Source organism: Shewanella cutis, assembly GCF_022410515.1.
Classification (GTDB): Bacteria; Pseudomonadota; Gammaproteobacteria; order Enterobacterales; family Shewanellaceae; genus Shewanella; species Shewanella cutis.
This window is the reverse complement of the sequence record NZ_JACSDI010000016.1, coordinates 63,092-88,640: the sequence shown is the minus strand read 5'-3', so window position 1 is coordinate 88,640 and position 25,549 is coordinate 63,092. Positions and strand designations below refer to the sequence as shown.

19 protein-coding genes and 8 tRNA genes are annotated in these 25,549 nt (G+C 46.6%); 24 read left to right on the top strand and 3 right to left on the bottom strand.

The window, feature by feature from the left end; all coding sequences use genetic code 11:
- Window positions 1-800 (bottom strand): AbiJ-NTD4 domain-containing protein (locus H9J30_RS17075; RefSeq protein WP_240132096.1); only part of this gene is annotated, 800 nt, incomplete at its 3' end.
- Between the two features lie 386 nt (window positions 801-1,186).
- Between H9J30_RS17075 and mazG the strand changes: the two genes are divergently transcribed.
- The 11 genes from mazG (at window position 1,187) to rpoS (ending at window position 11,633) form a co-directional block, all read left to right on the top strand.
- On the top strand, window positions 1,187-2,125 hold the full coding sequence (gene mazG, locus H9J30_RS17070; protein ID WP_240132095.1) for a nucleoside triphosphate pyrophosphohydrolase: 939 nt from the start codon (window positions 1,187-1,189) through the stop codon (window positions 2,123-2,125).
- A gap of 116 nt (window positions 2,126-2,241) precedes the next feature.
- Window positions 2,242-3,882, top strand: coding sequence for a CTP synthase (pyrG, locus tag H9J30_RS17065; protein ID WP_240132094.1), 1,641 nt, complete (start codon window positions 2,242-2,244; stop codon window positions 3,880-3,882).
- Window positions 3,883-4,095: 213 nt separating this feature from the next.
- Window positions 4,096-5,391 (top strand): phosphopyruvate hydratase, encoded by a 1,296-nt coding sequence (gene eno / locus H9J30_RS17060; protein ID WP_172589570.1) that lies wholly within the window; start codon window positions 4,096-4,098, stop codon window positions 5,389-5,391.
- 100 nt (window positions 5,392-5,491) lie between these two features.
- Complete coding sequence (gene ftsB, locus H9J30_RS17055; protein WP_011621905.1) at window positions 5,492-5,791, top strand: cell division protein FtsB; 300 nt, start codon at window positions 5,492-5,494, stop codon at window positions 5,789-5,791.
- A 10-nt stretch (window positions 5,792-5,801) separates the two neighbouring features.
- The gene (ispD, locus tag H9J30_RS17050; protein ID WP_240132093.1) at window positions 5,802-6,551 is read left to right on the top strand and encodes a 2-C-methyl-D-erythritol 4-phosphate cytidylyltransferase; all 750 of its coding nucleotides are present in this window, start codon (window positions 5,802-5,804) and stop codon (window positions 6,549-6,551) included.
- A gap of 52 nt (window positions 6,552-6,603) precedes the next feature.
- A complete protein-coding gene (gene ispF / locus H9J30_RS17045; RefSeq protein ID WP_240132092.1) occupies window positions 6,604-7,083 on the top strand; it encodes a 2-C-methyl-D-erythritol 2,4-cyclodiphosphate synthase in 480 nt (159 codons plus the stop codon).
- A gap of 28 nt (window positions 7,084-7,111) precedes the next feature.
- Window positions 7,112-8,239: a tRNA pseudouridine(13) synthase TruD gene (gene truD, locus H9J30_RS17040; RefSeq protein WP_240132091.1), complete on the top strand. Its 1,128-nt coding sequence runs from the start codon at window positions 7,112-7,114 to the stop codon at window positions 8,237-8,239.
- Window positions 8,236-8,985, top strand: a complete 750-nt coding sequence (gene surE, locus H9J30_RS17035; protein ID WP_240132090.1) for a 5'/3'-nucleotidase SurE — start codon at window positions 8,236-8,238, stop codon at window positions 8,983-8,985. The genes truD and surE overlap by 4 nt, the downstream gene beginning before the upstream one ends.
- Window positions 8,982-9,617, top strand: coding sequence for a protein-L-isoaspartate(D-aspartate) O-methyltransferase (locus H9J30_RS17030; protein ID WP_240132089.1), 636 nt, complete (start codon window positions 8,982-8,984; stop codon window positions 9,615-9,617). Before surE ends, H9J30_RS17030 begins: the two co-directional genes overlap by 4 nt.
- A gap of 57 nt (window positions 9,618-9,674) precedes the next feature.
- Window positions 9,675-10,571 carry a peptidoglycan DD-metalloendopeptidase family protein gene (locus H9J30_RS17025; RefSeq protein ID WP_240132088.1) on the top strand — a complete coding sequence of 299 codons (897 nt, stop codon included), beginning with the start codon at window positions 9,675-9,677 and terminating at the stop codon, window positions 10,569-10,571.
- Between the two features lie 81 nt (window positions 10,572-10,652).
- Window positions 10,653-11,633, top strand: coding sequence for an RNA polymerase sigma factor RpoS (rpoS, locus tag H9J30_RS17020; protein ID WP_011073288.1), 981 nt, complete (start codon window positions 10,653-10,655; stop codon window positions 11,631-11,633).
- A gap of 83 nt (window positions 11,634-11,716) precedes the next feature.
- Here the strand turns inward: rpoS and mutS are convergent, their stop codons facing one another.
- On the bottom strand, window positions 11,717-14,287 hold the full coding sequence (gene mutS / locus H9J30_RS17015) for a DNA mismatch repair protein MutS (protein ID WP_240132087.1): 2,571 nt from the start codon (window positions 14,285-14,287) through the stop codon (window positions 11,717-11,719).
- Between the two features lie 380 nt (window positions 14,288-14,667).
- On the opposite strand from mutS, the gene recA reads away from it, so the two are divergent.
- The 13 genes from recA to H9J30_RS16950 all read left to right on the top strand — a co-directional run bounded on the left by recA (window position 14,668) and on the right by H9J30_RS16950 (window position 22,168).
- Complete coding sequence (gene recA / locus H9J30_RS17010; RefSeq protein WP_011073286.1) at window positions 14,668-15,741, top strand: recombinase RecA; 1,074 nt, start codon at window positions 14,668-14,670, stop codon at window positions 15,739-15,741.
- 17 nt (window positions 15,742-15,758) lie between these two features.
- On the top strand, window positions 15,759-16,226 hold the full coding sequence (locus tag H9J30_RS17005; RefSeq protein ID WP_427915924.1) for a regulatory protein RecX: 468 nt from the start codon (window positions 15,759-15,761) through the stop codon (window positions 16,224-16,226).
- 535 nt (window positions 16,227-16,761) lie between these two features.
- The gene (gene alaS / locus H9J30_RS17000) at window positions 16,762-19,386 is read left to right on the top strand and encodes an alanine--tRNA ligase (protein WP_240132086.1); all 2,625 of its coding nucleotides are present in this window, start codon (window positions 16,762-16,764) and stop codon (window positions 19,384-19,386) included.
- A 9-nt stretch (window positions 19,387-19,395) separates the two neighbouring features.
- The gene (locus H9J30_RS16995; RefSeq protein WP_240132085.1) at window positions 19,396-20,652 is read left to right on the top strand and encodes an aspartate kinase; all 1,257 of its coding nucleotides are present in this window, start codon (window positions 19,396-19,398) and stop codon (window positions 20,650-20,652) included.
- A gap of 118 nt (window positions 20,653-20,770) precedes the next feature.
- On the top strand, window positions 20,771-20,968 hold the full coding sequence (gene csrA / locus H9J30_RS16990) for a carbon storage regulator CsrA (protein WP_006082602.1): 198 nt from the start codon (window positions 20,771-20,773) through the stop codon (window positions 20,966-20,968).
- Between the two features lie 204 nt (window positions 20,969-21,172).
- Window positions 21,173-21,264: transfer RNA gene (locus tag H9J30_RS16985), tRNA-Ser, on the top strand.
- Window positions 21,265-21,284: 20 nt separating this feature from the next.
- Window positions 21,285-21,361: transfer RNA gene (locus tag H9J30_RS16980), tRNA-Arg, on the top strand.
- A 31-nt stretch (window positions 21,362-21,392) separates the two neighbouring features.
- A tRNA-Arg gene (locus H9J30_RS16975) sits at window positions 21,393-21,469 on the top strand.
- 83 nt (window positions 21,470-21,552) lie between these two features.
- Window positions 21,553-21,629, top strand: a tRNA-Arg gene (locus H9J30_RS16970).
- A gap of 43 nt (window positions 21,630-21,672) precedes the next feature.
- Window positions 21,673-21,749, top strand: a tRNA-Arg gene (locus H9J30_RS16965).
- Between the two features lie 42 nt (window positions 21,750-21,791).
- Window positions 21,792-21,868 (top strand) — tRNA-Arg (locus tag H9J30_RS16960).
- 36 nt (window positions 21,869-21,904) lie between these two features.
- Window positions 21,905-21,996: transfer RNA gene (locus H9J30_RS16955), tRNA-Ser, on the top strand.
- Window positions 21,997-22,091: 95 nt separating this feature from the next.
- A tRNA-Arg gene (locus H9J30_RS16950) sits at window positions 22,092-22,168 on the top strand.
- Between the two features lie 490 nt (window positions 22,169-22,658).
- On the opposite strand, the gene H9J30_RS16945 is transcribed toward H9J30_RS16950, so the two are convergent.
- Window positions 22,659-25,535: a valine--tRNA ligase gene (locus H9J30_RS16945; RefSeq protein ID WP_240132084.1), complete on the bottom strand. Its 2,877-nt coding sequence runs from the start codon at window positions 25,533-25,535 to the stop codon at window positions 22,659-22,661.
- Window positions 25,536-25,549: the final 14 nt, after the last annotated feature.

Sequence of the window (25,549 nt, the reverse complement as noted above, 5' to 3'; positions counted from 1 at the left end):
ATAAAAAACGAGTTACCAATTGTCGTCAGTGCTGTAGCCTCAGACTCTAGTTGAACTCTGAATTCTTTATCTGATGTACAGGCATCGAGCAGTTGTGTCATAGATTGTTTTTTACTTTGACTAGGGTTGAATACTGTTTTTATGCGCTCGAAAGCATCCCAAAGCTCTTTCAGAGCGTCATAACGTACTTGGACGTCCGCATTACATATTTTCATATTTGCTATTGCAATCAAATCGTTAAGTTCCTGATCAAGAGTCTTGTTTACTTGTCCAGTAACCGAACCTAATGATGAATTGAGCACTCTTGTGATTTGTCCATCTGCTTGTAATTGATAAGCCACACCATTTCTAGAGAACATGGTGTCAATTTTATCTAAAAATTCAGCTTGCCCAGTTGAGCGATCAAATGAAGTTATGTGGTGATGTCCAAAGAATGAATGAAACTGCCCCAACGTAGGCTTAGATACATTCATATAGCAAAACTGAACTAAGTCTAGTATGTCTAAATAGTTAGGGGTGAAGGGGGCTTTTTTAGCCATCCAATCATCAGGGTCTTCGTTCTCTGTAATAAATGGATATTCAACTCCCAATATTTCAGCTTTTAAAGCTAACGAGAATCCTTTTTCATCGGTGCCACAGCACCCTTGCCCGTCAGGACAAAGCTCTGGAAACTGTTCTCCGAAATACCCTGTATCGATTAACTTTTGAATATAAGCTGTTAGTCCACACCAAACATTGTATGGAATTTCATTATTTGTTCGAGGCAAAGCGCCTCTTTCAGTATCACTAAAGTACTTCATAATTCCCTGAGTTAGGTTATTGCGCTGTTGACGTATATCTTGCTTAAGCTAAATGGGCAATACAAGCCATATGAATAAGTTATGAGAGTCTGCGTGAATACAACTTGATATAAATTGCATTAAAATGCCGTCTACTAACCTAAAGTCTTGTCATTGGTAGAATTAGTTCAAAAAGACCCATATTCAGAATGTTATGGAGAAACAGCCCCAAATGATAATGGGGCAATATCTTCTTCACTAAAATCTTATCTCTGATTCAAAATAGCACTTTGAGCTTGGCTACTTTATCATTAGCGCTTTATTACGGCCTTAGTTGCGACTCAGCTTAAATGTATTCCTGTTTACGCATCCTGCACCTGTGTCGACTCTCTTGAAAGGATATCAGCATGACTTCCCATACCACGCCTTCTACTACTGAGCTTTCAACTGCAGAGCTATCAACCAAAGAACCCTCTTCAAAAGTGTCATCAGCAAACGAGCTTCCTGAAGCAGCACTTTCAGCAACCGATGTTGCGCCGCTATTGAAGATTATGGAGAAGCTGCGCGATCCGCAAACGGGTTGTCCTTGGGATAAGGCGCAGACTTTTCAAACCATAGTGCCTTTTACCCTCGAAGAGGCCTATGAGGTGGCTGATACTATTGAACGTTTAGCTCTAGACGAATTACCTGATGAGCTGGGGGATTTATTATTCCAAGTGGTATTTTATTGCCAGCTTGGCAAAGAGCAGGGCAGGTTTGATTTTAGCACTGTCGTCAATAAAATCATCGACAAACTCACCCGTCGCCATCCCCATGTTTTTGGTAATGAAGTGTTTGAGGCCGATGCCAGTAGTCAACAAATGAAAGCCAACTGGGAAGCAATCAAAGCCAGTGAGCGTGAACAAAAGGCTCTGGCGGCTGGGGTAACTTCTTCAAGCGAGGTGTCTGTGCTGGATGATATTCCGCGCGCGCAGCCCGCGTTATCCCGTTCAATCAAAATTCAGCAACGGGTCGCGCGCGTTGGGTTCGATTGGCCTGAGCTTGAGCCTGTGGTGGCGAAAATCCATGAAGAAATTGATGAAGTGTTGTTTGAGGTAAATCAGCCAATGCTCGACCAAGCCAAAGTGCAGGCAGAAATGGGCGACTTGTTATTTGCTGTAGTCAATTTAGCCCGCCATTTAAAGGTCGACCCCGAGCAAGCTTTGCGCCAAGCAAATATTAAATTTGAACGCCGTTTTAAAGGCGTAGAGGCATGTGCGAGGCAAAATAATAAAGCATTAGAAGAACATAGCCTAGAAGAGTTAGATGCGTACTGGGATAAGGTTAAACGGGGTGAGCCAAGATAAAGGGCAAATTATCCGGATTGGTGTTTGTCGAATGGCAACACCTTTGGTATACTACTGCCCCGTCCTAGTGCTTTCTTACAAGCACGTATTTTCAAACTCATTTTCTCAGGTTCAGCATGACTACAAGGTATATCTTCGTTACTGGTGGTGTGGTTTCATCACTAGGTAAAGGCATTGCAGCCGCTTCATTAGCCGCAATTTTAGAGGCCCGTGGTCTCAATGTAACCATCATGAAACTGGACCCATACATTAACGTTGATCCAGGTACCATGAGCCCAACGCAACATGGTGAAGTGTTTGTGACTGAGGACGGCGCAGAAACAGACCTCGACCTTGGCCACTATGAGCGTTTCATCCGCACTAAGATGAACCGCCGCAATAACTTCACCACAGGCCGTATTTACGAAGAAGTATTACGCAAAGAACGTCGTGGTGACTATTTAGGTGCGACAATTCAGGTGATCCCACACATCACTAATGCGATCAAAGAAAAAGTGATTGCTGGCGGTGAAGGTCACGATGTGGCTATCGTTGAAATCGGCGGCACTGTGGGTGATATCGAATCACTACCATTCCTTGAGTCTATCCGCCAATTAGGCGTTGAACTGGGCCGCGATCGCACCCTGTTTATGCATTTAACCTTAGTGCCATTCTTAGGCGCTGCGGGCGAAGTGAAAACAAAGCCAACTCAACACTCAGTAAAAGAGTTGCGTTCTATCGGTATTGCACCGGATGTGTTGATCTGCCGTGGCGATCGCGCCATTCCTGCAAATGAGCGCGCGAAGATTTCGCTATTCTGTAACGTTGAAGAACGTGCAGTGATTTCATTAAAAGACGTCGACAGCATCTACAAGATCCCAGCGCTGCTGCGCTCACAAGGTTTAGATGAATTAGTGGTTAAGCGTTTTGGCTTAACTTGCCGTGAAGCCGACTTGTCCGAGTGGGAAAATGTGATTTACCAAGAAGCTAATCCAAACGGCGAAGTCGTGATTGGTATGGTCGGTAAATACATCGAATTGCCTGATGCCTATAAGTCAGTCAACGAAGCGTTAAAACACGCAGGCCTTAAAAACCGCGTATCAGTAACCATCAAGTATATCGACTCACAAACCGTTGAAGCCAAAGGCGATGAAGTCTTACAAGGTTTAGACGGTATCTTAGTCCCAGGTGGCTTCGGTGAGCGCGGTGTTGAAGGTAAGATTTTAGCGGCTAAATTTGCCCGTGAAAACAACCTGCCATACTTTGGTATCTGTTTAGGTATGCAAGTAGCGCTGATTGAATTTGCCCGTAACGTTGCTGGCATGGCCGATGCTCACTCAACCGAATTCAACAAAGCAACGCCATTCCCAGTGGTTGGTTTAATCACTGAATGGGTAGATGAAGAAGGCAATGTTGAGCAGCGTCACGAAGCGTCTGACTTAGGCGGCACTATGCGTTTAGGTGCACAGTTATGTCACCTGCTGGAAGGCTCAAAAGCCGCTCAAGCGTACAAAGGTAACAGCTGTGTTGAACGTCATCGTCATCGTTATGAAGTCAACAACAAATACAAAGAGCGTTTAGAGCAAGCGGGTCTAGTATTTAGTGGTTTATCTTCTGACCGTAAACTGGTTGAGATGATTGAACTTAAAGATCATCCTTGGTTTGTGGCGGGTCAATTCCACCCAGAATTCACATCGACCCCACGCGATGGTCATCCATTGTTTGAAGGTTTTGTTGCTGCCGCGAGTGCACATCAAAAACGTGATCTGAAGAAATAAATTTTAAGGCCGGACCCGCGACAGTGGGCCCGGCCTTTTGTTACACTCAGGCCGCGTAAACATGAGTCAAAACTCATACCCATGTGTATAAACGACATGCGTAAAGACGTAAATGGTAAACGGAATTTAAAGGTTTTGGTCGTACTCTACATCTGTTAATTCCCATTGGTATTGGTTTTTTCTTTTCTCTTTTAAACTTAAATCGAGGGTAATATGGCTAAGATTATTAACGTGATTGGTCGCGAGATTATGGATTCTCGTGGTAACCCAACAGTTGAAGCCGAAGTGCATTTAGAAGGTGGTTTTATCGGTATGGCGGCTGCGCCTTCTGGTGCGTCTACCGGTAGCCGCGAAGCGCTGGAACTGCGTGATGGCGACAAGAGCCGTTACTTAGGTAAAGGTGTATTAACGGCTGTGGCTAACGTAAACGGCCCTATCCGTGCTGCGTTAATCGGTAAAGATGCGACTGCACAAGCCGAACTTGATCAAATCATGATCGACTTAGACGGCACTGAAAACAAAGACAAGTTAGGCGCTAACGCGATTTTAGCTGTGTCTTTAGCTGCGGCTAAAGCGGCTGCAGCATTCAAAGGCATGCCTTTATACGCTCACATTGCGGAATTAAACGGTACACCTGGCCAATACGCTATGCCAGTACCGATGATGAACATCCTCAACGGTGGCGAGCACGCAGATAACAACGTTGATATCCAAGAATTCATGGTGCAACCTGTTGGCGCGAAAAACTTCCGCGAAGCTTTACGTATGGGCGCTGAGATTTTCCACACTCTGAAGAAAGTTCTGCACGGTAAAGGCTTAAGCACTTCTGTGGGTGACGAAGGTGGTTTTGCACCTAACCTGTCTTCAAACGCTGATGCATTAGCGGTGATCAAAGAAGCAGTTGAATTAGCGGGTTACAAGCTGGGTACTGACGTGACTCTGGCATTAGACTGCGCTGCTTCTGAGTTCTACAAAGACGGAAAATATGACCTGTCTGGCGAAGGCAAAGTATTCGATTCAAACGGTTTCTCTGACTTCCTGAAATCACTGACTGAGCAATACCCAATCGTGTCTATCGAAGACGGTCTGGACGAGTCAGATTGGGACGGCTGGGCATACCAAACTCAGATTATGGGCGACAAGATCCAATTAGTGGGCGACGATTTATTCGTAACTAACACTAAGATCTTAACCCGTGGTATTGAGAACGGTATCGCAAACTCAATCCTGATCAAGTTCAACCAAATCGGTTCATTAACTGAAACCTTAGCGGCTATCCGTATGGCAAAAGCGGCGGGTTACACTGCGGTTATTTCACACCGTAGTGGTGAAACTGAAGACGCCACTATCGCTGATTTAGCGGTAGGTACTGCGGCTGGCCAAATCAAGACCGGTTCACTGTGCCGTTCTGACCGTGTTGCTAAATACAACCAATTGCTGCGTATCGAAGAGCAATTAGGTGAAAAAGCACCTTACCGCGGTTTGAAAGAAATCAAAGGTCAGGCGTAATTTAGTCGTCTGATGTAAAAAGGCCACCACTTGGTGGCCTTTTTTGTTGTACTATCTGCAGTATATATTTTAAATCCAAGATACTGACGCTAATTCCTCCATGAAATTCTTTGTCATTGCACTCATAGTGCTACTCGGTTTGCTGCAATATCGGCTGTGGTCCGGCGATAACAGTCTGCCCGAATACTTTGTCCTGCAAAAACAGATCGCGGCTCAGCAAGATGGTAATGCAAAACTCAATGAGCGTAATCAAGTGCTTAAAGAAGAAATTATCGATCTTAAAAGTGGCACTGAAGCGATTGAAGAGCGGGCACGTAACGAGCTCGGCATGGTGAAAGAGGGGGAGACCTTCTATCGTGTGGTGGGTGGTGATCGTTCAGTATCGAGTCCTTCGCAATAACGGATCGCCTATGGATATCGTCTTAGAAGCCACGCCGCAAACCGAAACACAAGTTGCTGTTCAACTTGAACCTTTCTCGCCCAATGTGGTGGCTATTGTTCCTGCCGCAGGGATTGGTAGTCGCATGGCGGCTGGTAAACCCAAGCAATATTTGTCCTTATTGGGGCAAAGCATTCTGGCCCATACCTTAGACAAGTTATTGTCTCATCGGCATATTAATCAAGTCATTGTTGCGCTGCACCCTGAGGACACCGAGTTTGCCGCGTTGCCGCAGGCCAAGCATCCTAAGCTGGTGACTGTCATTGGTGGCTCTGAGCGCGCCGACTCTGTACTGGCGGCACTCGATATTGCGCCCGACAATGGTTGGGCCTTAGTTCACGATGCGGCTAGACCCTGCTTAACGGCGGGAGACATAGATAAATTGCTGGCATCGCGGGTGCACTTTCCCCAAGGGGCCATTTTGGCGATGCCTGTCCGCGATACCATGAAGCGCGCCAATAGCTTAGGTGAAATCAGTTCAACCGTTTGCCGCGATAATCTCTGGCATGCCTTGACGCCGCAGTTATTTCCAACCTCCTTGTTGCGATTACATTTAAAAGCTGCACTTGCCGCAGGGGCTGTCGTGACCGATGAAGCCTCGGCAATGGAGTGGGCGGGCATTTCTCCCGGATTGGTTGCTGGACGTGCGGATAATATCAAAGTCACTCATCCCGATGATTTAGAATTGGCAGAGCTTTTTTTAATGCGCGCTAAGGCTTGAAAGGCTGCGTTTGACTATTGCGCAATCTATTAAATACGTTAGGAAATATGTAATGAAAATCCGAATAGGCCATGGTTTTGATGTCCATAAATTTGGTGAACCGCGCCCGTTAATTTTATGTGGCGTCGAAGTACCCTACGAAACTGGCTTGGTGGCCCACTCCGATGGTGACGTGGTGTTACATGCCATATCCGACGCCATTTTAGGTGCGATGGCGCTGGGTGACATTGGCAAACATTTCCCCGATACCGATGCAGCCTATAAGGGCGCAGATAGTCGCGTCTTGCTGCGCCACTGCTATGCGTTAGCAAAGGCGAAGGGATTTGAGCTGGGCAATCTGGATGTCACTATCATTGCACAGGCGCCTAAAATGGCGCCGCATATCGAGGATATGCGCCACGTGCTAGCAGCCGATCTCAATGCTGATGTTGCTGACATTAATGTAAAGGCCACTACTACTGAGAAGCTCGGGTTTACGGGCCGAAAAGAAGGCATTGCAGTCGAAGCCGTCGTATTACTCAGCCGCCAATAGCGTGTAACTTTAAGAGATAACAACATCCATGAGTGAACTACATTACCTGTACGGCAAACCGATTGGCACCGCAGATTTAAGAACCGTTAACAGCGACTTTATCGTAAAAGAGATCTTGCCTTTTAGCCCATCAGGCGAGGGTGAACATCACTTAGTCCATATTCGTAAAGATGGGCTAAATACGGTGCAAGTGGCTGAAATGATAGCGAAGTTTGCTAAGGTTCATCCCAAAGAAGTGACCTATGCTGGCCAAAAAGATAAAAATGCCATCACAGAGCAATGGTTTGGCATTCGCATCCCTGGCAAAGAAACTCCCGTGTGGAGCGAGCTCAATAGCGATCGTTTAACGGTTTTATCCAGCAGTCGCCACAGTAAAAAGTTACGGATTGGCGCGCTCTTGGGCAACCGCTTTATTCTGACACTGCGTAATGTCACCAATGTGCAAGACATTATCAGCCGCATTGAAAAAGTCAGCCAAATCGGTGTACCGAATTATTTTGGTGAGCAACGCTTTGGCCACGATGGCAAAAACTTGGTGCTTGGTCGGCAAATGCTCGCGGGCAAAAAGGTTAAAGATCGCAATAAACGCAGCATGTATCTGTCTGCGGTGCGCTCTCATCTGTTCAATACCGTTGTGTCCTATCGTCTTACCCATTATGGCACTCGACCCTTAGCGGGGGATTGTGTGATGCTGGCGGGCAGTAAGAGCTTTTTCGTGACGCCAGAATGGGATTTAGTGGTATTAAAGCGTTTGATTGAGAAGGACATTCAACTTTCTGCACCGCTGTGGGGCCGTGGCAAAATGCTACCGCAGGGTGAAGCCGCCGAGGTTGAAACCCAGGCTCTGGTCGAACTTACTGAAGATTGCTACGGTCTTGAGCACGCAGGGCTTGAGCAGGAACGCCGCCCATTATTGCTTGAGCCTCAAGGCCTTAAATACGAGCAAACTGCGGATGGATTGGTACTGGAGTTTATTTTACCTGCGGGCAGCTTTGCGACGTCCTTGTTAAGAGAACTGGTTGATTATCAAGATGTGAAAGAGTTGCAATGGCAAGCGACAGTTACGCCGGATACGAATGCTCCAGAGGCAAATACTGCAACTGAAAGCGATGTTGCAGAGGTCAATCTAATCAACAATGGCGAGTCCACTTCATGATCCGCATCCTTGTCAGCAATGATGATGGGGTGAATGCGCCGGGGATCAAAGCCTTAACTGAGGCGCTCGCTGAAATCGCATCTGTGATGACTGTCGCACCCGACCGTAATTGTTCTGGTGCAAGTAACTCTTTAACCTTGACTAATCCATTAAGAATTAATAGGTTAGACAATGGCTATATTTCGGTTCACGGTACCCCAACAGATTGTGTTCACTTAGCCATACGAGAGCTCTGTGATGGTGAGCCGGATATGGTGGTATCGGGCATCAATGCTGGGGCGAATATGGGGGATGACACCTTGTATTCGGGTACCGTCGCTGCGGCCATGGAAGGGCGTTTTTTAGGTTTCCCCGCGGTGGCGATTTCCCTTAATGGCAAAGCCTTTAAGCATTATCACTCAGCTGCAGTTTATGCGCGGCGAATTGTGCAGGGGTTGTTAGCGCATCCTATTGCGAGCGATCAGATCCTCAATATTAATGTGCCGGATTTACCACTGGATGAGATTAAAGGCATAAGAGTCACTCGTCTCGGAGCGCGTCACAAGGCTGAAGGCATTGTGCGAACGCAGGATCCCGCCGGGCGAGAAATTTTTTGGCTCGGTCCACCAGGTCTTGAACAGGATGCGAGTGAAGGAACGGATTTCCATGCAATTGCCCATGGTTATGTGTCCATCACACCGTTAACCGTGGATTTGACCGCGTATAGACAATTATCGATATTGCAAAATTGGGTAGATAAAATATGACTCGAGTTGCCTTAACATCGGCGGTGAATTTAGCGAAAAAGCTTCAGGATGCGGGGATCCGCAGTCCAGCCGTGCTTAAGGCAATATCCCAAACGCCTCGCGAGCTATTTCTTGATAATGCGTTAGCTCATAAAGCTTATGAAAATACGGCGTTACCCATAGGGCAAGGGCAAACGATATCTCAACCTTATATTGTTGCGCGTATGACCGAGTTACTGCTGCAACATCAGCCGCAAAAGGTGCTTGAGGTGGGGACTGGCTCTGGCTATCAAGCGGCGATTCTTGCCCAATTAGTGCCCGAACTTTGCACTGTAGAACGGATAAAGGCGTTACAGATCCAAGCAAGACAAAGATTAAAACGACTCGATCTGCACAATGTTTCTTTTAAGTATGGCGATGGTTGGCTGGGCTGGCTGAATCGCAGTCCTTATAATGGCATTATGGTCACGGCTGCGGCGGCGAAGGTTCCTGAAGCGTTATTATCACAGCTAGCCGAAGGAGGGGTTTTGATCATTCCAGTGGGGGAAGAAACCCAGCAATTGATGCGGATTACGCGTCATTCTGACCGTTTTAGCTCGGAAGTGATAGAGACTGTCAAATTTGTTCCCTTAGTCAATGGCGAGCTTGCATAGCGTTTATCCGTTTAGAACTTATTAAAACAGTAAGATAGCCCCAAAAAGGAGTTTTTATTGTTAAATGTGGGTTTACTTTTAAACCTCAGTTTATTGTTGTTGCTTGCAGGCTGTAGCTTTCAGGCGAGTCGCCCTGCACCTGTCGAAAGTCTCTCCCACCATCATTCAAAGCACAACAAAGGTCATATTAAAACCGATTCTTATAAAGTCAAAAAAGGCGACACTCTTTACTCTATTTCTTGGGCTGCAGGTAAAGATTACGCAGAAATTGCCAAAATTAATCAATTAGATAAATCGTTTACTATCTATCCTGGACAGGTTTTATATTTAACATACGACCACAATTCAAATAGCAAAACATCTACAACTTTAGGTGGAATTAACTCGGCAAATAAAGGCCTGTCTCAGTTAAATTCATCTAAAAAACAATCTGTTAGTGATGATTCTGCAGTGGAGGGGGGATCTGGTGAACAGCAGAAAAAAACACTTGATCAGAAAGCCAAGCCTGCGTATTCTGCAACAAGTTCCCAACAAAATGTTAACCACCCAATCGTTGCCCCGACTTCAACACTGCCCGACAGTGTAAGCCAGTGGCAATGGCCTGTAAGAGGTAAACTGATTGGGACATACTCTGCCAATGAGCAGGGAAATAAAGGTATTAAGATCGCGGGAAAACGCGGAGATATCATCAAAGCCGCTGCAGATGGGCGGGTGGTATACGCAGGTAGTGCGCTTAGGGGTTATGGTAATTTAGTGATTATTAAACATAGTGACGATTACCTTAGTGCCTATGCTCATGCAGATCAGATCTTAGTCGATGAAAAGCAACATGTCCTCGCAGGACAGACGATTGCTAAAATGGGTAGTACAGGTACTAATCAGGTCATGTTACGTTTTGAAATTCGTTACCATGGTCAGTCTGTTAACCCGCTCAACTACTTACCTAAGCAATGATTGTTTAGGGCCTTTTTTTGGCATGGAGGAAAATAAATTGCAGTAATACAAGCAGTTAAATTAGGTTTGGGAGATTCGATCATGAGCCGCATAAATAGCACTGCCGCAGAAGAACTAGTAGATTTTTCCGTTGATACCGCTGAGTTTGATCTCGATAAAGAGGATATCGCCGCTGATTTAGTTCAAGAATTAGGACTCGAACAACAGGTTCAAGATGACCTGCAAAAAAATCTTGATGCCACACAACTCTATTTAGGTGAAATAGGGTTTTCCCCACTGCTTAGCGCAGAAGAAGAAGTTTATTTTTCCCGTAAAGCCTTAAAAGGCTGCGAAAAATCCCGTAATCGGATGATCGAAAGTAACCTGCGACTCGTGGTTAAAATTGCCCGCCGTTACAATAATCGTGGCCTTGCGCTGCTTGATTTAATCGAAGAGGGTAATCTTGGCTTGATCCGTGCGGTAGAAAAATTCGACCCAGAAAGAGGTTTCCGTTTCTCAACCTATGCGACTTGGTGGATCAGACAAACCATCGAACGTGCAATCATGAACCAAACACGTACGATTCGCTTACCTATCCATGTGGTGAAAGAGCTTAACGTGTACTTACGTACGGCCCGTGAATTAGCTCAAAAACTTGACCACGAGCCAACGGCAGAAGAAATTGCCGAAAAACTACAAGTCTCCAGTGTGGATGTTAGCCGCATGCTGAAGCTCAACGAGAAGATCACTTCTGTTGATGTTCCTCTTGGCGGTGATAATGATAAAGCCTTACTCGATGTGCTGGCTGATGATGATAATGTAGGCCCAGACTACAAGGTACAGGATGAAGATATTTCTAACTCTGTGGTTAAGTGGCTCAATGAGCTCAATACTAAGCAAAGAGAAGTGTTAGCGCGCCGCTTTGGGTTATTGGGGTATGAGCCATCGACTCTTGAAGATGTGGGCGCTGAAATTGGCCTTACTCGCGAGCGAGTTCGTCAGATTCAAGTGGAAGCCTTAAAACGCCTGCGTGATTTGCTTGGCGCACAAGGGCTATCTGTAGAGGCTCTATTTAGAAACTAATGCTTAAGATTGTTTAATCACCCCATAAAAAACGCCCAATTGCTTGGGCGTTTTTGTTATTAAGTCATTACGAACATGGCTATTTAACTCAAGCGTTTAAGCTCATAGAGCAAATCCAGTGCCTGTTTTGGTGTCAGGTTATCGGGATTGATGGCTTTTAACTTGCTTAGGGCCGGATTTTCCACTGGCTCTGGCAGGGCTAACAGGGTTTGAATCGGCATTTTAGTTCCTTCTACTTGATGATCGCGACTTTCAAGCTGATGTAACTTATGCTTTGCCGCCTTAATCACTCGTGCAGGGACGCCGGCAAGTGCTGCGACCTGTAAACCGTAACTCTTACTGGCCGCGCCTTCCTGCACTGCATGCATAAAGGCTATCGTATCTTCATGCTCAATGGCATCGAGGTGCACGTTATAGACGCCAGCCATCAGTTCTGGCAGTTGTGTTAGCTCAAAATAATGGGTGGCGAAGAGCGTCATTGCACCCACTTGCTGCGCTAAATATTCCGCCGCTGACCAAGCTAACGACAGGCCATCATAAGTTGATGTACCGCGACCAATTTCGTCCATCAGTACTAAACTTTGCGCAGTAGCATTATGGAGAATGTTTGCCGTTTCAGTCATTTCCACCATAAAGGTGGAGCGGCCAGAGGCGAGATCATCTGAAGCTCCAATACGGGTAAAAATTCGATCGATGGGACCAATCGTTGCACGTTCCGCTGGCACAAAACAGCCAATATGGGCCATGAGAGTAATTAGTGCTACTTGACGCATATAGGTGGATTTACCGCCCATGTTTGGGCCGGTAACTATCAACATTCGACGCTGATGATGCAGTGTTACTGGGTTGGCGATAAACGGGGTTTGACTGACTCGCTCAACCACTGGGTGGCGACCAGCCTCGATTTTAACACCTATTTCGCTGCTCAGTTCTGGGCTGGTATAACCGAGGGTTTCGGCACGTTCAGCAAAATTGCTGAGAACGTCAAGCTCGGCAGCGGCTCTGGCGAAGTCTTGCAATTCATGCAACTTGGGTAGGATCAAATCGAACAATTCGTCCCAAAGTTGTTTTTCAAGGGCGAGGGCTTTGCCTTGGCTAGAAAGTACCTTTTCTTCATATTCCTTAAGTTCGGGCGTGATGTACCGCTCCATATTTTTAAGGGTTTGACGGCGTTGATAATTTAATGGCACTTGGTTGGATTGTAGTCGGCTGACTTCAATGTAATAGCCATGGACTCGGTTGTATCCGACCTTCAGTGTCGTAATGCCTGTGCGTTCCTTTTCCCGCGCCTCGAGTTGTAGTAGATAATCACTGGCACCTTCGCTTAAGCCACGCCACTCATCTAATTCTGCATTGTAGCCTTCACGGATCACGCCGCCATCACGGATAAGCATGGGCGGGGTATCGACGATGGCGCGTTCAAGCAGTTGCTGTTCCTCAGGAAATTCACCTAAGAGTTGGCCTAGTTTGACGGTATGGGGAGCACTTAACTGGCTTAAAGACAGTTGCAATTGCGGTAACAGGCTTAAGGCTTGTCGCAGACGGGCAAAATCTCTCGGGCGTGCTGTACGCAGTGCCAGCCTTGCCATGATCCGCTCAATATCGCCAAGAGCTTTAAGTTGTTCATGCAATGACTCGTGCTCTGCGGTTTCAAGCAATTCATTGACTGCTGTTTGGCGGGCCAAAATGAGCGCATGATCCCTTAGGGGTTGATGGATCCAGCGTTGCAGCATCCGGCTACCCATGGCTGTAGCAGTATTATCAAGCACTGCAGCTAAGGTGTTATCTCGACCACCACTTAAATTTTGTGTCAGCTCCAGGTTACGGCGAGTGGCAGCATCCAAAACAATGGTATCTGTTTGATTAAAGCGAGTAATTGCATTGATATGGGGTAGGGCAGTACGTTGGGTATCTTTGACATACTGCATTAAACAGCCAGCCGCTTGCAGCGATAGGCGTGCATCGGTTATACCAAAGCCATGTAAATCCTTAGTGCCAAATTGGGCGAGTAACAGTTTGATGCTGGTATCGTAATCAAATTCCCACTCAGGGCGACGGCGTTTACCTTTGAAATGGTGCAATAAATCCAGTGCACCAAAATCTTCGCTATAAAGAATTTCGACCGGATTGGTACGTTGCAATTCGGCTTCCAGGGACTCCTTGGTCTCTAACTCGGCAATAACAAAGCGGCCAGAAGACACATCAAGAGTCGCATAACCAAAACCTACTTTTCCCTGATAAACAGCAGCTAACAGATTGTCCTGTCGTTCCTGTAATAGTGCTTCGTCGGTTAAGGTTCCTGGGGTGACGATACGTACGACTTTACGCTCAACGGGGCCTTTGGAGGTTGCTGGATCGCCAATTTGCTCACAAATCGCAACCGATTGACCTATCTGTACCAGTTTCGCTAGATAGCCTTCCACCGCGTGATAGGGAATGCCCGCCATAGGGATCGGATCGCCGCCACTTTTACCACGGGCAGTGAGAGAAATACCTAATAATTCTGAGGCACGCTTAGCGTCATCATAGAAGAGTTCATAGAAGTCACCCATGCGATAAAACAGTAACATATCGTGATGTTCTGCCTTCATGCTCAAATACTGACGCATCATTGGGGTGTGTTTTTCTAAATCATCGGTATCTATAGGATTCATTAAATCGTTTTCGTCCGTTATGCCGGCCCTAAATAGGGAATAAAGTCATACAGTAATGGGATCAAAATCAGCAGATTTGTATTCTTACTGCCTAAAATCAATTGGCGCCAATCTTAGCAACAATTTACGGAAAATTGATCCGTAAACCGTGGATATTCACTGTTATCTTGATTAATTCGTCTTGTTGCTATGTAACAGCTTGTCTAAGTTGGAAAATATTAAGACGTAAAAATAATTCATCCTCAGGTCTTGATACTGTATGATTGTACAGTATACTAGTCTGCAGATAATGACAAAGAGCCTCGCTTTTTGATCACCCGCTTTATTAAATTGAATATCACTTTTGACAGTACTGATGCTGTCTAGATGAGGGAACAGGAATGAAGGTCGATCCAAACAAAGAGAAAGCACTTGCTGCGGTATTGAGCCAAATTGAGAAGCAATTTGGTAAAGGCTCCATCATGAAGCTGGGCGAAGACCGCTCTATGGATGTTGAGACCATTTCTACAGGTTCTCTTTCCCTTGACGTTGCCCTCGGTGCTGGCGGTTTACCAATGGGCCGTATCGTTGAGATCTATGGTCCAGAGTCATCAGGTAAAACAACTCTGACATTAGAAGTGATTGCCGCCGCTCAGCGCGAAGGTAAAACCTGCGCCTTTATCGATGCGGAGCATGCTCTGGATCCTATCTACGCGAAGAAATTAGGTGTTGATATTGATAACTTATTGTGTTCACAGCCCGATACCGGTGAGCAAGCCCTTGAGATTTGTGATGCATTAACCCGTTCTGGTGCGGTTGATGTGATTATCGTTGACTCGGTAGCGGCATTAACACCAAAGGCGGAGATTGAAGGTGAAATTGGTGACTCACACATGGGCTTAGCGGCTCGTATGATGAGCCAAGCAATGCGTAAGTTAGCGGGTAACCTCAAGCAATCGAACACTCTGTTAATCTTCATCAACCAAATTCGTATGAAGATTGGGGTGATGTTTGGTAACCCAGAAACCACAACGGGTGGTAATGCTCTGAAATTCTATGCTTCTGTTCGTTTAGATATTCGCCGTACTGGCGCAATCAAAGAAGGCGATGAAGTGGTTGGTAACGAGACACGCGTTAAAGTGGTTAAAAACAAAGTTGCAGCGCCATTTAAGCAAGCTGAGTTCCAAATTCTATACGGTCAAGGTATCAACCGTACAGGCGAGCTAGTTGATTTAGGTGTAGCCCATAAACTGATTGAGAAAGCAGGCGCTTGGTATAGTTACAAGGGCGATAAAATTGGTCAAGGCCGCGCAAATGCGGGTAAATATTTGACTGAAAACCCAGCTATTGCCGCTGAAATTGATAAGACATTACGTGAGCTATTGTTGAGTAACCCGAGTGCACTGGCATCATCGGCATCCGATGATGACAATGTCGAGGGGAATATTGATTTAGAAACAGGCGAAGTGTTCTGAGTCAGTCAGCCCGTCAAATCGCGGTCGCGCTGTTAGCGCGCCGCGATTATTCCCGCCAAGAAATCCGCACCAAACTGCTCGAAAAAGGCTTTGAAGTCGTTGATATCGATCCTGTGCTCGATGATTGTGAAGCGTCAGGATTTATCAATGATAAGCGTTATGCTGCTCTCCTCGTTCGTAGCCACGTCGCGCGTGGCCATGGGCCTATACGCATTCGTCAAGCTATTGCCCAAAAGGGGCTTACTAAGGATTGCATCGAGGTAGCGTTGGCCGCCAGTCATTATGATTGGTTTGAATTAGCCAAAGCCAAAGCCATCAAAAAATATGGTGTCCCTAAAGTGACTGAGGTTAAGGGGTCTCCATCACGAGGGTTGATTGCGAAAGAAAAAGCTAAACGGGTACGTTTTTTATTGGCTCAAGGCTTCAGCTACGAACAAGTGACCTATGCATTAGACTACGATCCTTTGGACGATTATGCAGACTAAGTTAGTGGCATAAACTTGCTAAGTAAGCTTATGTTTGTCATCCCTTATCAATTTCAACTGCTTAGGGTGTGTTGACGTTTCGAGATTAAATTTTGTTCGTCCTGGCAAACTCGTGCTCGCGAAACGAGGAATGACGTGTAGTTATTCTACTCAAATGACGAGTGACGAAGAGAGCGAGTTTGCCAGACGAACCCTTCGGGCTGCATTTGGCTTGCGTTTCTACTGCGTTATCGTCCTTTTATGAAGAATAACTTCACTGCACGGACTTTACCTTGTATAAACGTCAGCCAAATTGCTGCAAAAATACCCCTGAAACGTCCTAGTTGAATTTGTTCGTTTCCACCACCTTTTACGCCACGCTTTGGTGATAAGCTCTGTCTTAGCTGCAAACTCATCGAAAATATTAGATTCCTAAGCGCGATATCGCTATTCAAGGCTGGTTGTCTTTCCTCAGTCTGCTTATAATGCTGGGCAAATAGAAATACGGCTACCTTATGGTGTAGCTGGTCATGCTTACCCAATTCAGGACGATTTCATGTATCAAACGACAGCAGCGCTTAGAAGTGCTTTCCTCGAATTTTTCCGCAGCAATGGTCACCAAGTTGTGGACAGTAGTTCTCTTGTACCTGGCAACGATCCCACGCTTTTATTCACCAACGCCGGTATGAACCAGTTCAAGGACGTGTTTCTTGGCATGGACAAACGTAGCTATACACGTGCGACCACAGCCCAACGCTGCGTCCGTGCAGGTGGTAAACACAACGATTTAGATAATGTGGGTTACACCGCGCGTCACCATACTTTTTTCGAAATGCTGGGTAACTTCAGCTTTGGTGATTACTTCAAAGAAGATGCAATTCGTTTTGGTTGGACATTCCTGACCGAAGTATTAAAGCTACCAAAGGAACGTCTGTGCGTGACTGTTTATCAAACAGACGACGAAGCCTTTGAGATCTGGAATAAAAAGATTGGCGTTGCTGCTGAGAATATCATTCGCATCGGTGATAACAAGGGCGCGCCATATGCTTCAGATAACTTCTGGCAAATGGGCGACACCGGTCCTTGTGGCCCTTGTACCGAAATTTTCTATGATCACGGTGACCACATTTGGGGCGGACGTCCTGGTAGCCCAGAAGAAGATGGTGACCGTTTCATCGAAATTTGGAACATTGTATTCATGCAATACAATCGCCAAGCCTCTGGCGAAATGTTGCCGCTACCAAAACCCTCTGTCGATACTGGTATGGGTATCGAGCGTATCGCTGCAATTATGCAGGGCGTTCATTCAAACTACGAAATCGATATTTTCCGCGCTTTGATCGCCAAAGCGGCCGAAATCATCGGTGTGACTGACTTATCCAACAAGTCACTGCGCGTAATTGCCGACCATATCCGTTCATGCGCCTTCTTAGTTGCCGATGGGGTGATGCCATCAAACGAAGGTCGTGGCTATGTACTGCGCCGTATTATTCGCCGCGCAGTGCGTCATGGTAACAAGTTAGGTGCAACCGAAGCCTTCTTTTACAAGTTGGTTCCGACGCTAATCAATGTGATGGGTGATGCGGCTAAAGGCTTAGCTGAAACTCAAGTTATTGTTGAAAAAGCCCTGAAAGCAGAAGAAGAACAGTTTGCCCGTACATTAGAGCGTGGTTTAGGCATTCTGGATAGCGCATTAAACGAATTACAAGGTGACACCTTAGACGGTGAAACTGTCTTTAAACTGTACGATACCTACGGTTTCCCTGTGGATTTAACTGCTGACGTGTGTCGTGAGCGTAACATCATTGTCGATGAGGCTGGTTTTGAAGCTGCGATGGCTGAACAACGTAGTCGTGCGCAAGCCGCGGGTAACTTTGGTGCTGACTATAATGCCGCGCTTAAGATAGATGCTGAAACTGCATTCTGTGGCTACTCAGAACTTACTGGCAATGCCAAAGTCACCGCACTGTACCTAAATGGTGAGTCAGTGCCTGCGATCAACACAGGCGATGACGCTGTTGTTGTGCTTGATGTAACCCCTTTCTATGCTGAATCAGGCGGTCAGGTGGGTGACAAGGGCGTATTAGTAGCCCAAGGCATTGAGTTTACTGTTAACGATACGCAAAAGTTTGGTCAAGCATCAGGTCATAAAGGTACATTAGCCTCTGGCAGCTTAAGTGTTGGTCAAGTGCTTGAAGCCAAAGTGGATAAAAAACTGCGTCACCGCACTCAGTTAAACCACTCTGTGACTCACTTATTGCATGCTGCACTGCGACAAGTACTTGGTACTCATGTTACCCAAAAAGGCTCGTTGGTTGACCCAGAGCGTTTACGCTTTGACTTCTCCCATTTCGAAGCCGTAAAACCTTTCGAACTTAAGCAGGTTGAAGAGTTAGTCAACACGCAAATTCGTCGTAACCATGAGCTTAAAGTGGCTGAAATGGCGATTGATGAAGCCAAAGAAAAAGGCGCTATGGCGCTCTTTGGTGAAAAATATGATTCACAGGTTCGTGTCGTGACCATGGGCGATTTCTCAATCGAACTTTGTGGTGGTACGCATGTTGGCCGCACAGGTGACATTGGGCTCTTTAAGATCACCTCTGAAGGCGGTATTGCCGCAGGTGTGCGCCGTATTGAAGCAGTCACAGGTGCTGCGGCTATGGCGTATGTGGCGCAGCAACAGGCTGAGCTTGAGGAAGCGGCAGCACTGCTCAAAGGCGATACTCAGTCCGTTGTGGCCAAGCTTAAAGCGCAACTGGATAAAATGAAGCAACTTGAGAAAGAAATGCAGCAACTTAAAGATAAGTTAGCGGCTGCTGCAAGTGCGGATTTAGCGGGTGATGCGGTAGTGGTTAATGGCGTCAATGTGCTGATTAAAAAGCTAGAAGGCGTTGAAGCAGGTGCGCTACGTGGGCTGCAAGATGAGCTAAAGCAAAAGCTGAAATCCGCAGTTATCCTGCTAGGTGTGGCTCAGGAAGGCAAAGTGAACCTTATTGCTGGCGTGAGCAACGATTTAGTCGGTAAAGTTAAAGCAGGCGAACTAGTTGCAATGGTCGCTGCGCAGGTGGGGGGTAAAGGCGGTGGTCGCCCTGATATGGCCCAAGCGGGTGGTAGCCAGCCAGAAAATCTGGATGCGGCACTGTCACAAGTATTACCTTGGATTACTGAGCGTTTAGCTTAAGAGGTTGTTGTGCTCGAAAAACGAAAGCTTAGTGGTAGCAAGCTTTTTGTGAAGAAGTTTGGTGGCACTTCGGTGGGTTCAATTGAACGTATCGAAGTGGTTGCCGAACAGATTGCAAAGTCCGCTCACAGTGGTGAGCAGCAAGTATTAGTTCTTTCTGCCATGGCAGGGGAGACAAATAGGCTATTTGCGCTAGCGGCGCAAATCGATCCCCGCGCGAGTGCGCGGGAACTCGATATGTTGGTCTCAACGGGTGAGCAAATTAGTATTGCGTTGATGGCGATGGCACTGCAGCGTCGCGGTATCAAGGCAAGATCGCTCACTGGCGATCAAGTGCAAATCCATACAAATAGTCAGTTTGGTCGTGCCACTATTGAGAGCGTCGATACGGCGTACTTAACGTCCTTGCTCGAACAAGGCATTGTGCCGATTGTGGCAGGGTTTCAAGGGATCGATCCTAATGGCGATGTAACAACCTTAGGTCGTGGTGGTTCCGATACGACGGCTGTGGCGCTCGCCGCAGCGTTAAGAGCCGATGAATGCCAGATATTTACCGATGTTCCAGGGGTGTTTACGACAGACCCAAATATCGATAGTAGCGCAAGGCGTCTGGATGTGATTGGTTTTGACGTCATGCTTGAAATGGCAAAATTAGGCGCTAAAGTGCTTCATCCTGATTCTGTTGAATATGCACAGCGTTTTAAAGTACCGCTTCGGGTGTTGTCGAGTTTCGAAGCTGGGCAAGGTACATTAATTCAATTTGGTGATGAATCTGAGCTTGCTATGGCCGCATCTGTACAAGGTATTGCGATCAACAAAGCCTTAGCAACGTTGACCATCGAAGGTTTGTTCACCAGCAGTGAGCGTTACCAAGCACTATTGGCTTGTTTGGCACGACTGGAGATAGATGTTGAATTTATCACCCCTTTGAAATTGAATGAAATTTCTCCTGTTGAGTCAGTCAGTTTCATGTTAGCCGAAGCTAAAGTGGATATTTTATTGCACGAGCTTGAGGTTTTAAGTGAAAGTCTTGATCTAGGGCAATTGATTGTTGAGCGCCAACGTGCAAAAGTGTCTTTAGTTGGCAAAGGTTTACAGGCAAAAGTTGGATTATTGACTAAGATGTTAGATGTATTGGGTAACGAAACAATTCATGCTAAGTTACTTTCGACATCGGAGAGTAAATTGTCAACTGTGATCGATGAAAGGGACTTGCACAAGGCGGTTCGGGCGTTGCATCACGCTTTCGAGCTAAATAAGGTGTAATTAAATAACTGTTTGAGTATTGAATACTATTAATTTGTACTCAGCTGACCCTATAATAAGCTCATCTACCGGATGAGTGCCGTGTGTAAGCTGAATTAAGACATAAAGGAGCTATCGAATGCTGATTTTGACTCGTCGTGTTGGCGAAACACTGATGATTGGTGATGAAGTCACAGTTACAGTGCTAGGGGTAAAAGGCAATCAAGTGCGTATTGGTGTGAATGCACCGAAAGAGGTTTCTGTCCACCGCGAAGAAATCTACCAACGCATTCAATCTGAAAAATCAGGTACGCCTTCAGAAGGCGGTAACTTTTAATACAAAGCTTATGCGCGTATTAGCTAGATAAAAAAGTCAGTTTTTTTAACTGACTTTTTTATTTTTGAAACCGAAAGATTGGCGTAAATCAACACATTGGCTTGATATAACAGCAATGTGATTAAAAACAGTTCAAATGGAATCGGTTTCAGAAAAAGGGTTTGACTTATTTTCGTCAAACAGTAATATGTGCGCCAAGAAAACGGAGAGGTGGCCGAGTGGCCGAAGGCGCTCCCCTGCTAAGGGAGTATGGGCTTTATCTCCCATCGAGGGTTCGAATCCCTCCTTCTCCGCCATTTCTTAACGATAAAAAACTGCGCGTGTAGCTCAGCTGGATAGAGTACCTGGCTACGAACCAGGCGGTCGGAGGTTCGAATCCTTCCACGCGCACCATTTTTTATTAAAGCAAGATAAAGTACAAGTCGCGCATGTAGCTCAGCTGGATAGAGTACCTGGCTACGAACCAGGCGGTCGGAGGTTCGACTCCTTCCATGCGCACCATTTCTGCATCAGTTATGTTTAACTCATCAGGTTTGAATTTCAGTCGAAATTTTGTAGTTAATTGCTTCAGTAAGTATTTTTAAGCGCGTGTAGCTCAGCTGGATAGAGTACCTGGCTACGAACCAGGCGGTCGGAGGTTCGAATCCTTCCACGCGCACCATATTACATCTCAATGCTCAGGTGTTGAGATAAAAGTTTAAAATGCGCATGTAGCTCAGCTGGATAGAGTACCTGGCTACGAACCAGGCGGTCGGAGGTTCGACTCCTTCCATGCGCACCAATTAGCCGACAGAGCCAAGACTTTGTTAGCAAAATGAAAAATGCGCGTGTAGCTCAGCTGGATAGAGTACCTGGCTACGAACCAGGCGGTCGGAGGTTCGACTCCTTCCACGCGCACCATTTTAGTAAGCAATAGCTTACAAATGCAGATTTTGCGGAGAGGTGGCCGAGTGGCCGAAGGCGCTCCCCTGCTAAGGGAGTATGGGCTTTATCTCCCATCGAGGGTTCGAATCCCTCCTTCTCCGCCATTCTATTGCTTTTGGATAGATTTAATTTGCGAGACTAAAGTGCTTCTTCTAGACTCTAGTCTGTTTATGAGTTAGCAACTCAAATGATCGATTTAGCGCGTGTAGCTCAGCTGGATAGAGTACCTGGCTACGAACCAGGCGGTCGGAGGTTCGAATCCTTCCACGCGCACCATCTATTGATAGATTTAGATAAGCCCTGCAATGAGTTGCAGGGCTTTTTTATTTGATTTTATCTCGCTAATACCAATTACATTAATTAATACCAATCACATTAAATATCTAATCAGTTCAGAGCCTCACAGGCATTTCAATCCAAGGCGTATTGACGCAGAAATGGTCATTCCCTTTTAAGTCAATGCAACACCGGAGTGGGATGCCTGTGTGGCTCCCAAAGGGCGGGTGATGTTCACGGTATGGCAACGCGCTTTATACTGCGTTTAAGGCACCACTATGCCTTCAAGCCTTTGCCTTGTCTAAAGCGCGTTGAATTCCCGCTGAATGAACAGATATTTAATACGATTGGTACCACTACATATTAAATAAGAGTGACGGGGTCTATCAGGAAGATTCTTACGGGACAAAAGGTGATGTGGTAAATGCGCTGATTGTTGCCAATAAAAAAGGGCTGTATGAAACAGCCCTTAGGGGACGTGAGTTAGCTTTTATGCTTCTAACTTAGCAAATTCCGCTTTTTGCTCTGTTAACTTGTCAATATCGCGGCTGAGATCGGCCATTTTGGCGCGCTCTTTATCAATAACGGCTGGTGGCGCTTTTGCGACGAAACCTTCATTGGATAGTTTACCTTCGATACGGGCAATTTCTTGGGTCAGCTTTTCAAGCTGCTTGTCGATACGAGCCATTTCGGCCGCCACATCCACCAGGCCTGCCATCGGAATTAATAATTCCATTTCGCCAATGAGGCCTGTGGTCGACATAGGCGCTGTTTTACCTTCATCCAGAATGGTCATACTTTCTAAGCGTGCCAGTGTGGTGAAGAAGGCTTGGTTAGCTTCAATGCGGGCTTTATCTTGAGCACTGACGCCACGCAGTAAAGCATTTAATGGCTTAGAAGGCGCAATATTAAGCTCTGCTCGAATGTTACGCACCGCCACAATCACTTGCTTAACCCACTCGAGGTCGGCCATTGCGGTCGCATCCACTTTAGCTGCATCAAATGCAGGGAAAGGCGCCAGCATAATGGTGTCGCCTTGGGCGCCAGTCAGCGGTTTAACGCGTTGCCAGATGGTTTCAGTGATGTATGGCATCATTGGGTGCATCAGACGTTGCATCGCTTCTAACACATTGACCAAGGTATGGCGCGTACCACGCATTTGCGCTTCGGTGCCGTTTTGCAGGACAGGCTTAGTTAACTCTAAATACCAATCGCAGAACTGGTTCCAAGTGAACTCGTACAGCGTGTTAGCGGCAAGATCGAAACGGTAGCTTGCCATGTGCTCATCGTAAGTTTTCACGGTTTGGTTGAATAAACCGATGATCCAGCGATCTGCCAGTGACAGTTCCATCTCGCCGCCTTGGTAGTCCGGAGAGTTCGGGCCGCAATCTTGGCCTTCGGTATTCATCAACACGTAGCGTGACGCGTTCCAAAGTTTGTTACAGAAGCTGCGGTAACCGTCTAAACGTTTCATATCCCAGTTGATATCACGGCCCGTTGAGGCCATTGCCGCTAGGGTAAAGCGCAGGGCATCAGTACCGTGGGCTTCGATACCATTTTCGAATTCTTTACGGGTGCTCTTTTCGATCTTGGCGGCCAATTGTGGCTGCATCATGTTGCCAGTGCGTTTTTCAACGAGGGCTTCTAGATCGATACCGTCGATCATATCTAATGGGTCAAGCACGTTGCCCTTAGATTTTGACATCTTGTTACCCGCTTCATCGCGGATAAGACCCGTCACGTAGACGGTTTTGAATGGGACTTGTGGTTTACCATCTTCATCTTTGATGAAGTGCATGGTCATCATGATCATACGGGCAACCCAGAAGAAGATGATGTCAAAACCCGTTACCAACACGTCGGTTGGATGGAAGGTTTTTAAATCTTCAACATTGTCAGGCCAGCCTAAGGTGGAGAATGTCCACAGCGCTGAGCTGAACCAAGTATCCAATACATCTTCATCTTGGCGTAGGGCGATTGCATCATCGATATTGTGCTTAGCACGCACTTCTGCTTCGGTGCGGCCTACATAGACCTTACCGTTTGTGTCGTACCAAGCAGGGATGCGGTGCCCCCACCATAATTGGCGAGAGATACACCAATCTTGAATGTCGCGCATCCAAGAGAAGTACATGTTTTCGTACTGCTGTGGCACGAACTTAATATCGCCATTTTCAACGGCTTCGATAGCGGTTTTCGCCATAGGCGCAACGGCAACGTACCATTGGTCGGTCAGCATTGGCTCGATAACTACACCAGAGCGGTCACCGTAGGGCACTTTTAAGCCGTGTGGCGCGATTTTCTCGAGCAGGCCTAAGGTTTCAAACTCGGCAACGATGGCATCACGGGCTTTGAAACGATCTAAACCTGCATAACGCTCAGGTAGGCTGCCATCTAAGCTGGTGTTGATGGTGCCATCGGTGTTAACCACTTCTGCTGATGCGCGAATGGCCGCATCTAAGGTCAACACGTTGAACATGGGCAGCTTGTGACGTTTACCGACTTCATAGTCGTTAAAGTCGTGGGCAGGAGTGATTTTCACACAACCTGTACCAAAAGCCATATCCACATAATCATCGGCAACGATTGGGATGCGACGATTGACGATAGGCAGCAGAATATATTTGCCAATCAATGCTTGATAACGTTCATCATCAGGGTGAACCGCCACTGCACTATCGCCCAGCATGGTTTCCGGACGCGTGGTGGCCACTTCTAAGTAATCTTTACCGTCTGCGGTTAATTCGCCATCGGCTAATGGATAACGCAGATGCCACATATGGCCTTGTTTCTCTTTGTTTTCCACTTCGAGATCAGAAATTGCGGTATGCAGTTTAGGATCCCAGTTTACTAAGCGTTTACCACGGTAAATTAAATCGTCTTCGTAGAGACGGACAAACACTTCTTGAACGGCTTTTGACAAGCCTTCGTCCATAGTGAAGCGCTCACGGTCCCAATCCACAGACGCGCCCATACGACGTAGCTGCTTAGTGATGGTGCCACCCGATTGCGCTTTCCATTCCCATACTTTTTCCATGAAAGCATCGCGGCCAAGGTCATGGCGGCTCTTGCCTTCTTCTGCTTCAAGCTTACGCTCAACCAGCATCTGAGTCGCAATACCTGCGTGATCTGTGCCGACTTGCCACAGGGTGTTTTTACCCTTCATACGTTGGTAGCGGATCAAGGTATCCATGATGGTATCTTGGAAAGCGTGACCCATGTGCAGGCTACCCGTCACGTTGGGCGGCGGGATCATGATGCAATAGTTGCCCTGTGAGGCATCGCCGTGGGGTTTAAAATAACCTTTCTCTTCCCAGTTTTGGTAAAGAGTCTGCTCAATGGACTGAGGATCGTATGTTTTTTCCATGGGAACGTATCTGT

Excerpts from the sequence above, each read along its gene's own strand:
- surE (WP_240132090.1), top strand. The coding sequence starts at position 8,236 with ATGATCCGCATCCTTGTCAGCAATGATGATGGGGTGAATGCGCCGGGG.
- mazG (WP_240132095.1), top strand. The coding sequence starts at position 1,187 with ATGACTTCCCATACCACGCCTTCTACTACTGAGCTTTCAACTGCAGAG.
- rpoS (WP_011073288.1), top strand. The coding sequence starts at position 10,653 with ATGAGCCGCATAAATAGCACTGCCGCAGAAGAACTAGTAGATTTTTCC.
- mutS (WP_240132087.1), bottom strand. The coding sequence starts at position 14,287 with ATGAATCCTATAGATACCGATGATTTAGAAAAACACACCCCAATGATG.
- ftsB (WP_011621905.1), top strand. The coding sequence starts at position 5,492 with ATGAAATTCTTTGTCATTGCACTCATAGTGCTACTCGGTTTGCTGCAA.
- truD (WP_240132091.1), top strand. The coding sequence starts at position 7,112 with ATGAGTGAACTACATTACCTGTACGGCAAACCGATTGGCACCGCAGAT.
- eno (WP_172589570.1), top strand. The coding sequence starts at position 4,096 with ATGGCTAAGATTATTAACGTGATTGGTCGCGAGATTATGGATTCTCGT.
- recA (WP_011073286.1), top strand. The coding sequence starts at position 14,668 with ATGAAGGTCGATCCAAACAAAGAGAAAGCACTTGCTGCGGTATTGAGC.
- H9J30_RS17030 (WP_240132089.1), top strand. The coding sequence starts at position 8,982 with ATGACTCGAGTTGCCTTAACATCGGCGGTGAATTTAGCGAAAAAGCTT.
- ispD (WP_240132093.1), top strand. The coding sequence starts at position 5,802 with ATGGATATCGTCTTAGAAGCCACGCCGCAAACCGAAACACAAGTTGCT.
- ispF (WP_240132092.1), top strand. The coding sequence starts at position 6,604 with ATGAAAATCCGAATAGGCCATGGTTTTGATGTCCATAAATTTGGTGAA.
- H9J30_RS16945 (WP_240132084.1), bottom strand. The coding sequence starts at position 25,535 with ATGGAAAAAACATACGATCCTCAGTCCATTGAGCAGACTCTTTACCAA.
- alaS (WP_240132086.1), top strand. The coding sequence starts at position 16,762 with ATGTATCAAACGACAGCAGCGCTTAGAAGTGCTTTCCTCGAATTTTTC.
- pyrG (WP_240132094.1), top strand. The coding sequence starts at position 2,242 with ATGACTACAAGGTATATCTTCGTTACTGGTGGTGTGGTTTCATCACTA.
- csrA (WP_006082602.1), top strand. The coding sequence starts at position 20,771 with ATGCTGATTTTGACTCGTCGTGTTGGCGAAACACTGATGATTGGTGAT.